This window comes from Agromyces sp. P1_H4 (genome assembly GCF_056405255.1).
In genome coordinates, this window is the sequence record NZ_JBFUCL010000050.1 from 1 (window position 1) to 14,957 (window position 14,957).

Sequence of the window (14,957 nt, forward strand, 5' to 3'; positions counted from 1 at the left end):
GCAGGAGCCGGCGCCGCAGGAGTGCCCGCGTCGGACCCGGCAGCCGCCGGCGCGGCCGGAGCGGGTGCCCCGCCGCTGGGCGCCGCGGCATCCGTCTGGATCACGAGGATGGGGGTGCCGACGTTGACCGTCTTGCCCTCGTCGACGAGCAGTTCGGACACGACGCCCTCGAACGCGCTCGGGAGTTCGACGAGCGACTTCGCCGTCTCGATCTCGACGAAGACCTGGTCGAGCACGATGCGATCGCCGGGGGCGACGCGCCACTGCACGATCTCGGCCTCGGTGAGTCCCTCACCGACATCGGGGAGGGGGAATCGGATCTCGCTCATGCTGTCTACCCTCGCAGTCGATCTATGCCGTCGGCGTCATGTGGTGCGCGGCCGTCAGTACGCCAGGGCGCGGTCGACGGCTTCGAGCACCCGGTCGGGGCTCGGCAGGAACTCGGTCTCCAGTGAGGCGGGCGGGAMCGGGGTGTCGAAGCTCGAGACGCGGAGCACGGGCGCCTCGAGCGAGTAGAAGGCGCGCTCGGCCACCGTGGCCGCGATCTCGGAGCCGACGCTGACGAAGCCGTACGCCTCCTGCGCGACGACGAGCCGCCCGGTGCGCTGCACCGAGTCGAGCAGCGGGCCGTAGTCGATGGGGGAGAGCGACCGCAGGTCGACGACCTCGATGCTCGTGCCCTCGCCGCCCGCGATGTCGGCCGCCTGCAGCAGGGTGGAGACCATTGCGCCGTGTCCGACGACGGTGACATCGGTGCCCTGCCGGATGACGCGGCTCGCGTGCAGCGGCATGCCCGAGTGGTCCTGGTCGACCGGCCCCTTCGGCCAGTAGCGGCTCTTCGGCTCGAAGAACAGCACCGGGTCGTTCGAGGCGATGGCCTCCTGGATCATCCAGTACGCGTCGTGCGGGCTCGAGGGGCTCACCACTCGCAGGCCGGGAGTGTGCGCGAAATACGCCTCTGGGCTCTCCTGGTGGTGCTCGATCGAGCCGATGTGGCCGCCGTAGGGCACGCGGATGACGACGGGCATCGAGACCGTGCCATCGTGCCGCACCGTCTGCCGCGAGAGCTGCGTGGTGATCTGGTCGAAGGCCGGGAAGATGAATCCGTCGAACTGGATCTCGACCACCGGTCGGTAGCCGCGCATCGCGAGGCCGATCGCCGAGCCGACGATGCCCGACTCGGCGAGGGGAGTGTCGAGCACCCGCTTGTCGCCGAACTCGGCCTGCAGGCCCTCGGTCACCCGGAACACGCCGCCGAGCGGGCCGATGTCCTCGCCCATGAGGAGCACCTTGTCATCGGCGCGCAACGCCTCGCGAAGGCCGGCGTTGATGGCCTTGGCCATCGAGAGGGTCTGCACACCACGCATGCCCGCCTCGGCCTCGGCGTGCACCGCGGGTGCGACGGATGCCGCGGGCGCGGCCTGCTCGCGGGTCGCCCCCACCTCGGCAGACGTCGCGACCGCCTCGTCCATCAGGCGCTCGTCGTCGGTGCGTGAGCTCATGCCGCTCCTCCCTCGAAGCCGGACTCGTACGCCTCGAGCCACGCGGACTCCTCGGCCATGAGCGGATGCGGCTCGCTGTAGACGTGCCGGAAGATCTTGTCGCGGCTGGGCCCCGCGACGTCGAGCGCACGCCGGCGCATGTCGGACGCGACGTCGGCCGCCTCGGTATCGGCGTCCGCGAAGAACGCCGCCGACGCGCCACGGTGCTCGAGCCAGGTGCGGTACCTCGTGATGGGGTCGCGCTCGGCCCAGAACGCGACCTCGTCGTCCGTGCGGTACTTGGTGGGGTCGTCGGCGGTGGTGTGCGCGCCCATCCGGTAGGTGACGGCCTCGATGAGGCTGGGTCCCTCGCCGGCGCGCGCCTCCTCGAGCGACTGCCGCGTGACCGCGTAGCTGATGAGCACGTCGTTGCCGTCGATGCGCACGCCGGGCATGCCGAACCCACCCCCGCGCAGCGAGAGCGGGCTGCGCGACTGCCGGGAGACGGGCACCGAGATCGCCCAGCCGTTGTTCTGCACGAAGAACACCTGGGGGGTCTGGTAGCTCGAGGCGAAGACGAGCGCTTCGTTGGCGTCGCCCTGCGAGGTGGAGCCGTCGCCGTAGTAGACGAGCACCGCGGCATCCGCCTCGGGATCGCCCGTGCCGACCGCGCCGTCGAACTGCATGCCCATGGCGTAGCCGGTCGCGTGCAGCGTCTGGGACGCGAGCACGAGCGTGTAGAGGTGGAAGTTGCCGTTCTCAGCCGGGTTCCACCCGCCGAGCGTGACGCCACGCAGCAGCGACAGGATCGCGACGGGGTCGAGCCCGCGGATCATGCCGGCGATGTGCTCGCGATACGACGGGAAAAGGTGGTCCTGCGGCCGTGCGGCGCGAGCGGACCCGACCTGGGCGGCCTCCTGCCCGTGGCTCGGCACCCAGAGGGCCAGCTGGCCCTGCCGCTGCAGGTTCGCCCCGGCGATGTCGATGCGCCGGGACACGGCCATGTCGCGGTAGAACTGCTCGAGCATCGAGTCGGGGAGCGCCTCGACGAGGGGCAGGTACTCCTCCGCCTCGGGCGTCGGGCGCAGCTCGCCCGACGGGGTCAGGAGCTGGACCGTCGGCGCGGTGAAATCTCTCTCGCGGGCTGCCACCGTTCCACGGTACCCGCTACGAGGTACGCCCTTCTTGTGAAGCCGGTACAAGCTCACCGAGGATGCGGAGGAGGGTTTCGACAGACTCCGGCTCGCCGATCGAGATGCGGATGCCCTCCGGCGGGAACGCCCGGGTGACGAGCCCGGCGTCGAACAGGCGCTCGGCGACCTCGACGGTGGCGTCGCCCGTGGGCAACCACACGAAGTTGCCGTGCGCCTCGGGCACGCCCCAGCCCTGCGCGAGCAGGGCCGCACGCACCGCGTCTCGGCGCTGGGCGATCGTGTCGACGCGGGCGAGCAGTTCGGCCTCGGCGGCGGGCTCGAGCGAGGCGAGCGCGGCGGCGGACGACGCGGCGGTGACCCCAAGGGGGATCGCGGTCGCGCGCGCGGCGTCGAGGATCGCCTCGGGGCCGACGGCGTAGCCCACCCGCAGGCCGGCGAGCCCATAGGCCTTGGAGAAGGTGCGGAGGATCACGAGGTTCGGGTGACGGCCGATGAGCGAGCGGCCGTCGACGGATGCCGCGTCACGGACGAACTCGATGTAGGCCTCGTCGAGCAGCACGAGCAGGTCGCCCGGCACCCTGGCCATGAATGCGTCGAAGTCGGCGGCCGTGACGATGGTGCCCGTGGGGTTGTTCGGCGAGCACACGATGGCGACCCGCGTGCGCTCGGTGATGGCGTCGACCATCGCGTCGAGGTCGTGGCCGTGATCGGCGCGGTTCGGCACCCGAACGCTCGCGGCGCCCGACACCGTGACCAGGCCGGGATAGGCCTCGAACGACCGCCACGAGTACACGACCTCGTCGCCCGGACCGGCGGCCGCGGCGATGAACTGCGCGAGGAGCGAGACCGACCCGGCGCCGACGATCACCTCGTCGGCCGTGACGCCGAATCGCTCCGCCAGTCGCTCGCGCAGGGGGAGTGCCGTGGCGTCGGGGTAGCGGTTGATCTCGCCGGCCGTCGCGGCCACGGCATCGGCCACCCTCGGCAGCGGCGCGTGGGGGTTCTCGTTGCTCGAGAGCTTGAAGCCGTCGGCGGGCGCCGGGCGGCCCTGGCGATACGGGGGGAGGGCGGCGATCTCGGGGCGAAGGCGCACGCTGGCCCTCATCGGCTCGGCTGCGGTCACGGATTCCACCGTACCCCTTCGCGCCACGGCGCGATCTGCCGTGACGGGCGACCACCTCTCTGCCAGAGTTGAGGAATGCGCTTCATCGTCAAGGTCATCGTCGTCGCCTTCGCCCTGTGGCTGACGACGCTCATCGTCGCCGGCGTCAAGGTGGTGCCGTACGAGGACACGACGCTCGCGACCGTGCTCACGTACCTGTTGGTCGGCCTGATCTTCGGCTTCGTGAACGCCTTCGTCGGCACCTTCGTGCGGATCATCGCGTTCCCGCTGTACGTGCTCACGCTCGGGCTCATCTCGTTCATCGTGAACGGACTCCTGCTGCTGCTCGTGGCCTGGATCAGCGACCTCATGGGGTTCGGCCTCGTGGTCGACGGCTTCTGGTGGGGCGTGCTCGGCGCGCTCGTGCTCGGCCTCATCAGCTGGCTCATCGGCCTCATCGTGCGTCCGTCGCGCGACTGAGATCGCGCGTCGCCAGCCAGTCGCTGCGCAACCCGGGCGTTCCTCCGGTCACCTCGCCGACGAGGCTCCGGAACGCGACGAGCCGTTCGTCTTCCGATCGGTCGACGGCGGCGGCCGTCGCGCGGTAGCGCGCCAACTCGTGTGCCGGGAGCATGCCCGCGTACTCCCGTTCGGCATCGAGGACGCTCCTCGAGACGGTGAGGAGCTCGGGAGACGAGTGCCCGGCGCCCCCGGTCGCCGGCACGAGATCCTCCTCGTGCTCGAGCGAGACCACGCCGACGCCGTCGCGGAGGGGCGCCGACGCGACCGGGCCCCCGAGGATCAGGGCACCGACGACGTTGAGGTCGGCGTCGCCGGCGAGCTTCGCCGCGATCACGCCGCCGCCCGAGTAGCCGACGGCGAGGAGGCGGTCGCCGGGAGCCGCACCCGCTCCATCGAGTGCCGCCCGCACCGCACGCTCGCCGCTCCCCGAGTCGGCGCCCGCGAGCCGCAGGGCGTCGATGGCGGTGTCGTCGGCGATGCCGTGCAGGTTGCTCGTCATGTCGGCGGGCTGCTCGCCGGCGTTGAGCCCGAGGTCGACGGTGCCGCCGACGTAGACGATCCAGCTGGCGTCGTCGGCCGTTCCGTACCGCTCGATCCGGATCTGTGCGCAGCCGTCTTCGGGGCTGGGCACCCGCTCGGCGAGGTCCCCGTATCCGTCGGGCGGCGCCACCACCTCGCCGAGGTGCGTGGACGCCTCCGCGGGGTGCCCATGCGGTCCGCGAGCCGCGGTCGGGGTCCGCGTGCCGGGAAGGCACTCGCGGTCGGCGACGGCCGGGTCGACCCGCATCACACGCGAGACCGTGACCGGCCCGTCGACGAGCACGCGGCTGCCGGCGAGCCCGAACAGGCCTGCGGCGCTGAGCAGCACCGACGCGCTCTCGGGAGCTCGGACGAGCGGCCCGAGGACCGACGACACCGGGCCGGGCCCCATGACGGCCTCGTCGGCGTGGTCGGCGGCGATCCGGACGAGCCGCACGAACTCGGGATCGGACAGCAGCCCCCGGTGCTCGGCCAGCCAGGACTCGAGCGGCGTGTGCTTCATGCCGAAGGCGCGGCCGATGCCCGAGCCGACGGCATACCCGCCCGCCGCGAGCACGCCGTTGGTGACGAGCATGGGCGCGAAGGCGCCGACCCACGGGGCCGCGATGAACGCGCCGAGCTGCCAGAGCGCCTCGACGCGACGCTCGGCGTCGCCGTATCGCTCGGCCGCATCGAGGAGCGAGGACGGCAGCGAATGCGCCAGGCGCTCGACGTGCCCCAGGCACTGGCGCGCGAACCCGAGGCTCGGAAACGGAGACCCGGCGGCGCCGAATCCCGACAGGCCGTCGAGGTCGATCGTCTCCAGCCCGCGCGAGATGCGGTCGAGGCGATCGAGCCAGTCCGCGACGATCGCGGCGGCGGCCGCCAGCTTGGCCGCGTGCACGAACAGCTCGTCCACCTCGACGGCCGTGGATCCGCCTCCGGCGATGACGAGACCATCGGCTCCCGGATGCGCCGACGTCATCTCGTGCCAGCGCGTTCGAGACCCGCCAGCTCGAACTCGAGGTTGCGGACGTGCTGTCGGAGGGACGACTCGGCATCGCTCAGCAGCGACGTGGCCTTCGCGAGTCCCGCGCGCAGGTTGTCGAGCCGCTCGACGTACCCGATCGTCGCGTCCGAGCGCCAACCGGTGGGATTCGCCGGGATGAGCCTCGCCTGATCGATTCGGACGGCGTGGGAGAGCGACGCCAGCACGAGCAGATGGCGGCGGGCCGCGTCGAGGCGTTCGGCCGTGGCGGTGCCCGTGACCACGGCGACGTAGGGTGCGGCGGAGTCCATGGCACGATCGTGCCGAGCTTCCTGCCTTGCGCGGCCGCTCGTCGCGGCATCCGTGCGGTCGAATCGTCTCGGCTCGCCTGGGGAGGACGAGCCACCGGGTCTCAGTCGAGCAGCACCTGCCGCAGCACGTGGACGCCCGCCCTGCCGAATGCGCTCTCCGTGCCGGCCTGCTCCACGACGGCCGAGGCGATCACGAGCGCCCAGCCGCGCGCGCGGTCCCACGTCGCCGCATCCACGTCCCGCCGGCGCTCGAGCTCGGCGCGGAAGGCGCGACGACCGGCCGCGTCGAACGTGAGCCACGCCGTCGCCAGGTCGGTGGCCGGGTCGCCCGCCGTGAGGTCGCCGAAGTCGATCACCGCGGCGAGGGAGCCCGTCGGCGTGAAGACGAGGTTGGCCGGGTGCAGGTCGCCATGCAGCCAGACTGCCGGTCCGGTCCACGCGGATGCCGCGAGCGCCCGCTCCCACACCGCGAGCAGCCGATCAGCGTCGGGGATGCGCCCGCCGACGAGCCGGACGCGGATCTCCTCCGCCCGGTTCGCGAGCGGCACGCCGCGGTAGGCGTTGGCCGGGGCGTCCGCCGGCGCCACCATCGCGCCGAGCTCGGCCACGAACGCGGCGAGCGCCGGCGCTGCGCCACCGCGCGACCGCGCATCGAACGCCAGCCCGTGCTGCCCGTCGAACCAGGGCACGATGCTCCACGGCACGTCGTAGCCGAGCTCGGGTGCCGGGCGTCCGTCTCGCACCGGCGCGGGCACGGCCACCGGCAGGCGTGCGGCGAGCTCGGGCAGCCACCGCTGCTCGTTGCGCATGAGCCCGACCGCGGCCTTCCGCCGCGGCATCCGGACCGCCAGGTCGTCGCCGAGCCGGAAGAGCGCGTTGTCCCACCCGTTGGCCACGAGCCGCACCGGCGCCGCCACGTCGGGGTGCTGCTGCGCGACGAGGCGCGCCGCGAGGGACTCATCGACGGGGAAGTCGGCCGGCGGGGCATCGTTCGCCGCGGCATCCGTCATCTGCGCCTCTTCTCGAAAGGAGGGGACTCGCTCGGAGGGGGAGTCGACCAGCGTATCGTCGGCGCGATTTTCCTGCTGTGCCCGGCGCCGTTCTCGTCCACAATGGGACCATGACGCGAGCGGAACCCGCGGGGGACGCCGCGCAGCCCTTCAGAGTGTCGTTCGTCTGCACCGGCAACATCTGCCGGTCACCGATGGCCGAGGTCGTGCTGCGCTCCCTCGCCGAACGCGCCGGGCTCGGCGACCACCTCGCCATCGAGTCGGCGGCCACCGGCGACTGGCACGTGGGCGAGCGTGCCGACCAGCGCACGATCGACGCGCTCGAGCGGGCGGGGTACGACGGCTCGCAACATCGCGCGCGCCAGTTCGAGGCCGGCGACTTCCCCGACCTCGACCTCATCGTCGCGTTCGACCGCGGCCAGGCGCGCATCCTGCGCAACTGGGCGCCGTCGTCGCTCGACCAGGACAAGGTGCGGTTGCTGCTCGAATTCGACTCCGACCTGGCGCCACTGCAGGACGTGCCCGACCCCTACTACTCCGACGAGGCGACCTTCGATCGAGTTCTTGGGATGATAGAGCGGTCGACGTCGGCGCTCTTCCGGCAACTCGCTCCCGCACTCAGACAAGGAATCCGATGACTTCGCTGCCTCCCCAGCCGCTCAGCCCGCTCGACGGACGGTATCGCGCCGCCGTCGGCGAACTCGGCGAGCACCTCTCCGAGGCAGGCCTGAACCGGGCACGCGTGCAGGTCGAGGTCGAGTGGCTCATCGCGCAGACCGACCGCGGATTCTTCGGCTCGTCGCCGCTCACCGCCGAGCAGAAGGCGCAGCTGCGCTCCATCGTGGCGGAGTTCGGCCAGGCCGACATCGACGAGCTCGCCACGCTCGAGGCCACCACCCGCCACGACGTGAAGGCCGTCGAGTACTACGTGCGCCGGCGGCTCGAGCTGCTCGGACTCGACGCGATCTCCGAGCTCACCCACTTCGCCTGCACGAGCGAGGACATCAACAACCTCTCCTACGCGATCACCGTGCGCGACGCCGTGCGCGAGGTGTGGCTGCCCAAGTACCGCACCGTCATCGACGCGATCGCGGCCCTCGCCGTCGAGCACCGCGATGCCGCGATGCTCTCGCGCACCCACGGCCAGCCGGCGACCCCGTCGACCATGGGCAAGGAGCTCGCCGTCTTCGTGCACCGCCTCGAGCGCATCGCCAAGCAGGTCGAGGGCACGGAGTACCTCGGCAAGTTCTCGGGCGCGACCGGCACGTTCTCGGCGCACGTGGTCGCGGCACCGGATGTCGCGTGGCCCGACGTGTCGCGCGAGTTCGTCGAGTCGCTCGGGCTCACCTGGAACCCCCTCACCACGCAGATCGAGTCGCACGACTGGCAGGCCGAGCTCTATGGCCGCGTGTCCCACGCCAACCGCGTGCTGCACAACCTCGCGACCGACATCTGGACCTACATCTCGCTCGGCTACTTCCGGCAGATCCCGCAGGCCGGCGCCACCGGGTCCTCGACCATGCCCCACAAGGTGAACCCCATCCGCTTCGAGAACGCCGAGGCCAACCTCGAGCTCTCGTCGGCGGTGCTCGACTCACTCGCCGCGACCCTGGTGACGAGCCGCCTGCAGCGCGACCTCACCGACTCGAGCGCGCAGCGCAACATCGGCGTCGGATTCGGGCACTCGCTGCTCGCGCTCGACAACATCGAGCGCGGCCTCCGTGAGATCGACCTCGACCGCGCGCTGCTCCTCGCCGACCTCGACGGCAACTGGGAGGTGCTCGGCGAGGCCATCCAGACGGTCATCCGCGCCGAGGTCGTGGCCGGGCGCTCGACCATCGCCGACCCCTATGCGTTGCTGAAGGACCTCACGCGCGGCAAGCGCATCGGCGCGGCCGACCTCGCCGCGTTCGTCGAGGGGCTCGAGATCGGCGACGACGCGAAGCAGCGCCTGCTCGCGCTCACGCCCGCGACGTACACGGGCCTCGCGTCGGAGCTCGTCGACCGACTCTGAGCGGCGGCGCGCCGCCGCGGGTCAGTGGCCCCGGGGCGCCCCGCGGTCGTCGTCGGGGTCGACACCGGTCTCGCGCGCATCGGACGCCGGCCCTGCGGCATCCGTCGACGTGCCGGGAGCACGGTCGGCCTCGTGGATCTCGGCCGACTCCATCGCGTCGGGCTTCACCGCCATCGAGAAGAGCGCGAGCCCGACGAGCACGATGATGAACACGCCTCCGGTGGCGATGAGCGCCAGGTTCCACTCACGAGTGGCGACGAGGGTGATGACGCCCGTGAAGATCGCCGCGATCGCGGCGCCGCCGACGTACTCGACCGGGCGGAGCATCTCGCGCTTCGAGGGCTTGTAGTCGCCGTTCGGCTGGGTCACGGGTGCTGCTCCGATCCGGATGCCGCGGCGCCAGGCGCCACGGCCCACTTCAACGAGAATCCACCGATGACGAGATAGACGCCGAGGATCACGAAGTACCCGCCCAGCAGGCCGACCGCGGTGACGGGGTCGGGCGGCAGCAGCAGGAAGACGAGCGCGAGGATCGCGGTGAAGGCGCCGGCGGCGATCCAGTCCCGCGCTGCGGGGGTGCGGCCGCGGGCTCGGAGCCCGGCGTAGAGCTCCACGAACCCGGTGACGGCGGCCCAGATGCTCACGAGGTAGAGCAGGAACGGCAGCGCACCGGGCACGGTGACCGCGAGCAGGCCCGCCGCCACCGTGGCGATCGCGGTGACGAGGAAGAGCGAGCGGATGCCGCGATCGTCGATCAGCCGCAGGGTCAGGGCCCCCACGACGAGGCCCGACGCGATGGCCCACGCCCCGAAGACGAGGAGCCCGAGCTCGGGGGAGTGGTTCGGTGAGAACGTGATGACCGCGGCGGGCACGAGGGCGAGGAGTCCGCGGACGACCGGGACGACCCAGTACTGGGTGCGCTCCGGGGCAGTATCGCGGGCGGTGGCCACGGCGACCTCTTTCACATCGGAGGGGGGTACCGATCCATCCTACGTGGGTCGACCTGTGCGCTCGAACGGGCTCCGATCGGTGCGACCGGTGCTCCGGCGGGACGGAGTCCACAGGGGACGCGGAACGGGGTGGACGCCGCTCGCGCGACATCCACCCCGTTCGGGACCGGTTCAGTCAGGCCTGGGGCCTAGTTCCCACGCTTCCCGCTGGCGGTGACCGAGATGCTCACCTCGGTCGTGTCGCCGTCGGTGACCGCGTCGCCGAGGTAGCGCACCTCGACGTCGACCGTGCCCTTCTTGAACGGTCCGACCTCGAGCGTCGCCTTGCCGTTCGCGAGCGTGGCGGAGTCGACGACCTTGCCATCGATCACGGCCTGCACGGTGCCGGTCGCCTGCGGGCCGGTGGAGGTCACGACGACGGAGACCGGCGCGGTCTCCTTCTTCTGCTTGATCACCGAGGGCGCGGTCGCGGTGACCGTGGACACGGCCTTCGCGATCGTGATCGGCACTGCGATCGACGTGCCCGTCGCGGCCCCGGTGAGGGTCAGCTCGGTCGCGCCGACCGGAGCGCCGGCAGGCAACTGCACCGACACCGAGGCGGTGCCGTACTCGTCGTAGGGCGCCGTGCCGATGGTGTTGTCGACCGGGAAGGTGCCCAGCGCGGTGTCGCCGAGCGACACGACCAGCGACGCGTCCTTCACGTCGGCGGCCGTCGACATCGCCCACGACTTCACGTTGAACGCGACCGTGGCACCCGGCAGGTACGTGGCCGGCGCGCCGGTCGGGAATTCGACCTCCACGGCGTGCTGCTCGTAGTCGACCGGAAGCGGCGTCGCTCCGCCGAAGGCGGCCATGTAATCGACCATCGCGTTGAGGTCGATCTTGCCGGTGTCGCGCTTGCCCGTGCCGTTGGCGAACTCGAAGAAGTTGTCGCCGCCGGTGCCGAGGAACGAGTTCACCGTCACCGAGTACGACGCCGCCGGGTCGATCGGCACCCCGTTCAACCACATGCCGGTGATCGTGCCGTACCTCGCCTCGTACGGCGTCAGCGACTCGTTGATGTCAGGGGTCGCCGGGTTGTCGAGCGGGTACTCGATCGCGGTGCGCTCGGTGTACGTGTACTCGAAGCCCTGCGAGACACCGAGCCGGAGGAACGGCCGGGTGAGCAGTCGGTTCAGGGAGTCTCGGGGCTGCCACTGCTGCTCGAGCACCGTCTTGATCTGTGCGCCGGTGAGCTGCATGTTGACGAGCGTGTTGGCGAACGGCTGAACGACGGCCGCCTGCTTGTAGGTCAGGGTGCGCGGGAACGGGTCGGTGCCGGTTCCCGCCATGTCGTCGCGCAGACCGCCCGGGTTCATGAACGCGATCTCCGCCGCGCCGGACTCGGGGGTTTCCGTCGCCCAGCGCTGCACCTCGGCGACCAGGTTGCCGAGGGTCGACTCGCCTCCGCGGTTCTCGGTGGTGCCGTTCGCGAGCTTCGCGCGGTTGAACGCACCGCCGATCTGGCCGAGGGGTTGCGCGCCGAGCACGTCGGCGGCGGCCTTGGCGTCGGCCGCGATCTGTGCGACCACCGGGTCGGCCGGGTACAGCGCGACGTTCGACGAGTTCTCGAGCGGCAGGATCGCCTGCGTCTTCGCCGACACCACGCCGGTCGTGCCGTCGACGGTGTAGACGAGCTGGTTGAGGTTCGTGCCGTACTGGCCGGCCGAGACGACGGGGCGGTCGGTCACTGCGCGGCCGGCCCATGCCGAGACGGGGAACGAGCAGTTGTAGGCCAGGTGCGTGTGGCCCGAGACGATCGCATCGACGTCGGGCGAGATGTTGTTGACGATGTCGCCCCAGGTCGTGCCGGGTGTGTTCATCGTGGCGCAGTTCGTCGTCGGCGCGCCCTCGTGCACGAGCATGACGACGAGGTCGGCGCCCTCGGCGACGAGGTCGGCCGCCTCGGCGTTCACCGACGTCACGATGCCCTTGACGTCGATGTCGGCGATGCCGCCGGGGCTGACGAGCGAGGGCAGCTCCTCGGTGACGGCGCCGACGAAGCCGACCTGCACGTCTCCGAAGCTCTTGATCCAGGTGGCGGGCACGGCGTCATCGCCGGTGGCCTTCATCTTCAGGTTCGCGGCGATGTACTGCCACTGGGCTCCGCCGTAGGGGTTGGTCGTCGCGTCGTAGGGGGCCATGACGCGATTGACGAGGTCGTCGTAGCCCTGGTCGAGCTCGTGGTTGCCCACGGCCGACACCTCCAGCCCGGCGGCGTTGAGCGCGTCGATCGTCGGCTTGTCGTGCTGGATGAACGACTCGAACGTCGAGGCGCCGATGAGGTCGCCCGCCGCAGCGAAGACCGTGTTCGGGTTGCTCGCGCGCAGCTGCTCCACCGCGCCGGCCAGCACGGCCGCGCCGGCCTCGCCGTTCGTCGCGTTGTTGAGGATGCGACCGTGGAAGTCGTTGGTGGCGAGGATCTGCACCTCGGTGGGTGCGGCGTACGCCGGTGCGGCGGACAACCCCGTGAGGATGAGGCCGAGACCGACGGCCCCGGCGGCGATGCGGCGAGCTGTGGACATGTGCGCCAGTCTTTCGCTTGGACGTTTCGGGATGATGAACGCAGCGTCCGACCGGAATGAACGCGGGTGAGGATGCTTCGCTCCCGGCCATTGGATCATCCCGCCGTCCACCGGACAAGACCCCTGCTCATATGAGCAGGGGGCCCTCCGCGTTGCGTTCGATGAGCACGCGCCCGAGGCGCACGAGGCCGAGGCCGACGGCGGCACAACGACCGCGGCGGGCTCAGCCAGGCAACGCGCAACCCCGCCGACCGGTTACAGCGCCTTGACCGCCCCCAGGACCTTCGCGAGCGAGTCCTTGGCATCGCCGAACAGCAGCGTGGTCTGGGGCTCGAACAGCAGCTCGTTCTCGATGCCGGCGAAGCCGGGCCGCATCGAGCGCTTCAGGAACACGACCTGGCGGGCGTCGGCCACCTCGAGGATCGGCATGCCGTAGATCGGGGAGCCGGGCGTTGACTTCGCGGCGGGATTGACGACGTCGTTCGCCCCGACGACGAGCGCGACATCCGCCGTCTTGAACTCGGGGTTCACCTCGCCCATCTCCTTCAGCGACTCGTAGGGCACGTTCGCCTCGGCGAGCAGCACGTTCATGTGCCCGGGCATGCGCCCCGCCACGGGGTGGATCGCGAACACCACCTCGATGCCACGCGACTCGAGCTCGGACTGGAGCTCCGCCACGGTGTGCTGGCCCTGCGCGACCGCCAGGCCGTAGCCCGGCACGATGATCACCTTCTGCGCGTAGCCGAGGAGCACGGCCACGTCTTCAGGGCTCGACGAGCGCACCGGCCGGTCGGATGCCTCGGTGGAGCCGGCCGTCGACCCGCCGCGGAACGCGCCGAACATGATGCCCGACACACTGCGTCCCATCGCCGAGGCCATCGCCCTGGTGAGGATGGTTCCGGATGCGCCGACGAGCGTGCCCGCCACGACGAGCAGCACGTTCCCGAGCACGAGCCCCGATGCGGCGACCGCGAGCCCGGTGAAGGCGTTGAGCAACGAGATCACGATCGGGACGTCGGCGCCGCCGACGGGCAGCACGAGGAGCACGCCGGTCAGGAGCCCGAGCACCAGCAGCACGACGGCGAGCCAGCCCGCGCCCGTGACGACGACGGCGACGGCCGCCGCGATGGCCGCGACGAGGGCCGCCGTCATGAGCACCGGGAGTCCGGGGAAGACGACCGGTCGCGTCGTCATCAGCTCCTGCAGCTTCGCGAAGGTCACGAGCGAGCCCGCGAAGGACACGGCGCCGACGAGCAGCGTGAACACGATGGCGACGCGCACCCACGCGTCATCCGTGTGCGCGAGTTCGAGCAGTGCCACGAGTGCGGCCGCACCGCCGCCCACGCCGTTGAACAGGGCGACGAGCTGCGGCATCTGCGTCATCTGTACGCGTCGGGCGATGGGCGCGGCGATGGCGGAGCCGACCGCGATCGCCGCGAGGATCCACGGGATGTTGTCGAGCTTCGACGACAGGAACACGGTGACGACCGCGACGAGGGCGCCGGCCGCGCCGATGAGGTTGCCCCGGCGGGCGGTCTTCGGCGAGCTCAGCCCCCTGAGGGCGAGGATGAAGCAGACGGCGGCGACCAGGTAGAGGATCGCGGTCCACGTGGGGGAGAGGAGGATCATCGACCCGCTCCCTTGCGCCCGCGGAACATCTCGAGCATGCGGTCGGTGACCACGAACCCGCCGACGAGGTTGGCGGTCGCGAGCACGACGGCCACCAGGGCGATCGTGAGCGTCCAGCCGTCGGAGGCCTGGCCTGCGACGATGATCGCACCGACCAGGATGATGCCGTGGATGGCGTTCGCCCCCGACATCAACGGGGTGTGCAGGGTGCTCGACACCTTCGAGACCACCTCGAAGCCCACGAACACCGACAGCACGGTGATGGTGAGCAGGGCGACGCCGTCCATCAGCGGGCTCCTTCCGCGTCGAGAGCTTCAAGGGCTTCGGCGGTGGCCGGATGCCGCACGACGCCGTCATGCGTGAGGCAGGCGTCGAGCACCACCACGTCGCCGAAGTCGGGCTCGACCGAGCCGTCATGCGACATCAGGGCGAGCAGGTTGGCGACGTTCTTGGCGTAGAGGCGCGACGCGTCGGCGGGCATCGTCGACGCGGCATCCTTCATGCCCACGAGCGTGATCGTGCCGCCGCCGTCGGCGGTCGGCATCGCGACGTCCGACCCGGCCACCGAGCCCTCGACGTTGCCGCCCGACTCGGCGGCGAGGTCGACGACGACCGACCCTGGTCGCATGGCCCGCACCATGTCGGCGGTCACGAGCAGCGGCGCCGGTCGCCCGGGGATCGCCGCCGTCGTGATGAGCACGTCGGAGTCGGCG

The 14,957-nt window shown here is 71.2% G+C and carries 15 protein-coding genes and 1 pseudogene; 3 read left to right on the forward strand and 13 right to left on the reverse strand.

The window, feature by feature from the left end; genetic code table 11:
• The 4 genes from AC1DY2_RS05350 to AC1DY2_RS05365 all read right to left on the reverse strand — a co-directional run.
• Window positions 1–329: biotin/lipoyl-containing protein (locus tag AC1DY2_RS05350; RefSeq protein WP_476761474.1), on the reverse strand; the 329-nt coding region annotated here is incomplete at its 3' end.
• A 54-nt stretch (window positions 330–383) separates the two neighbouring features.
• Complete coding sequence (locus AC1DY2_RS05355) at window positions 384–1,367, reverse strand: alpha-ketoacid dehydrogenase subunit beta (RefSeq protein WP_476761487.1); 984 nt, start codon at window positions 1,365–1,367, stop codon at window positions 384–386.
• 131 nt (window positions 1,368–1,498) lie between these two features.
• Window positions 1,499–2,632, reverse strand: a complete 1,134-nt coding sequence (locus tag AC1DY2_RS05360) for a thiamine pyrophosphate-dependent enzyme (protein WP_476761475.1) — start codon at window positions 2,630–2,632, stop codon at window positions 1,499–1,501.
• 16 nt (window positions 2,633–2,648) lie between these two features.
• The gene (locus AC1DY2_RS05365; protein WP_476761488.1) at window positions 2,649–3,740 is read right to left on the reverse strand and encodes a histidinol-phosphate transaminase; all 1,092 of its coding nucleotides are present in this window, start codon (window positions 3,738–3,740) and stop codon (window positions 2,649–2,651) included.
• A 93-nt stretch (window positions 3,741–3,833) separates the two neighbouring features.
• Here AC1DY2_RS05365 and AC1DY2_RS05370 point away from each other — a divergent pair, with 93 nt between their 5' ends.
• Entirely contained in the window at window positions 3,834–4,217 is a 384-nt protein-coding gene (locus AC1DY2_RS05370) for a phage holin family protein (protein ID WP_476761476.1), read from the forward strand.
• Here AC1DY2_RS05370 and AC1DY2_RS05375 read toward each other — a convergent pair.
• The 3 genes from AC1DY2_RS05375 to AC1DY2_RS05385 form a co-directional block, all read right to left on the reverse strand.
• The gene (locus tag AC1DY2_RS05375) at window positions 4,192–5,763 is read right to left on the reverse strand and encodes a hypothetical protein (protein WP_476761477.1); all 1,572 of its coding nucleotides are present in this window, start codon (window positions 5,761–5,763) and stop codon (window positions 4,192–4,194) included. The two genes, AC1DY2_RS05370 and AC1DY2_RS05375, sit on opposite strands and share 26 nt — an antisense overlap.
• Window positions 5,760–6,077 (reverse strand): hypothetical protein, encoded by a 318-nt coding sequence (locus tag AC1DY2_RS05380; protein ID WP_476761478.1) that lies wholly within the window; start codon window positions 6,075–6,077, stop codon window positions 5,760–5,762. Before AC1DY2_RS05380 ends, AC1DY2_RS05375 begins: the two co-directional genes overlap by 4 nt.
• Before the next feature lie 101 nt (window positions 6,078–6,178).
• Entirely contained in the window at window positions 6,179–7,087 is a 909-nt protein-coding gene (locus tag AC1DY2_RS05385) for an aminoglycoside phosphotransferase family protein (RefSeq protein ID WP_476761479.1), read from the reverse strand.
• Between the two features lie 110 nt (window positions 7,088–7,197).
• Here AC1DY2_RS05385 and AC1DY2_RS05390 point away from each other — a divergent pair, with 110 nt between their 5' ends.
• Both AC1DY2_RS05390 and purB read left to right on the forward strand, forming a co-directional pair.
• A complete protein-coding gene (locus tag AC1DY2_RS05390; RefSeq protein WP_476761480.1) occupies window positions 7,198–7,725 on the forward strand; it encodes a low molecular weight protein-tyrosine-phosphatase in 528 nt (175 codons plus the stop codon).
• Window positions 7,722–9,101: an adenylosuccinate lyase gene (gene purB / locus AC1DY2_RS05395; RefSeq protein ID WP_476761481.1), complete on the forward strand. Its 1,380-nt coding sequence runs from the start codon at window positions 7,722–7,724 to the stop codon at window positions 9,099–9,101. Before AC1DY2_RS05390 ends, purB begins: the two co-directional genes overlap by 4 nt.
• A 21-nt stretch (window positions 9,102–9,122) precedes the next feature.
• Here the strand turns inward: purB and AC1DY2_RS05400 are convergent, their stop codons facing one another.
• From AC1DY2_RS05400 to AC1DY2_RS05425, 6 genes and pseudogenes are all read right to left on the reverse strand, one after another.
• Window positions 9,123–9,470, reverse strand: coding sequence for a hypothetical protein (locus tag AC1DY2_RS05400; RefSeq protein ID WP_476761482.1), 348 nt, complete (start codon window positions 9,468–9,470; stop codon window positions 9,123–9,125).
• Window positions 9,467–10,051: an HdeD family acid-resistance protein gene (locus tag AC1DY2_RS05405; protein ID WP_476761483.1), complete on the reverse strand. Its 585-nt coding sequence runs from the start codon at window positions 10,049–10,051 to the stop codon at window positions 9,467–9,469. The genes AC1DY2_RS05400 and AC1DY2_RS05405 overlap by 4 nt, the downstream gene beginning before the upstream one ends.
• A 188-nt stretch (window positions 10,052–10,239) precedes the next feature.
• A complete protein-coding gene (locus AC1DY2_RS05410; RefSeq protein WP_476761484.1) occupies window positions 10,240–12,615 on the reverse strand; it encodes a 5'-nucleotidase C-terminal domain-containing protein in 2,376 nt (791 codons plus the stop codon).
• Between the two features lie 255 nt (window positions 12,616–12,870).
• Complete coding sequence (locus AC1DY2_RS05415; protein WP_476761485.1) at window positions 12,871–14,244, reverse strand: NAD(P)(+) transhydrogenase (Re/Si-specific) subunit beta; 1,374 nt, start codon at window positions 14,242–14,244, stop codon at window positions 12,871–12,873.
• Window positions 14,241–14,531 (reverse strand): NAD(P) transhydrogenase subunit alpha part 2, encoded by a 291-nt coding sequence (locus AC1DY2_RS05420; RefSeq protein ID WP_476761486.1) that lies wholly within the window; start codon window positions 14,529–14,531, stop codon window positions 14,241–14,243. The genes AC1DY2_RS05415 and AC1DY2_RS05420 overlap by 4 nt, the downstream gene beginning before the upstream one ends.
• Window positions 14,531–14,957, reverse strand: a pseudogene (locus tag AC1DY2_RS05425) (NAD(P)(+) transhydrogenase (Re/Si-specific) subunit alpha); the annotation flags it as partial. The pseudogene AC1DY2_RS05425 and the gene AC1DY2_RS05420, both read right to left, overlap by 1 nt.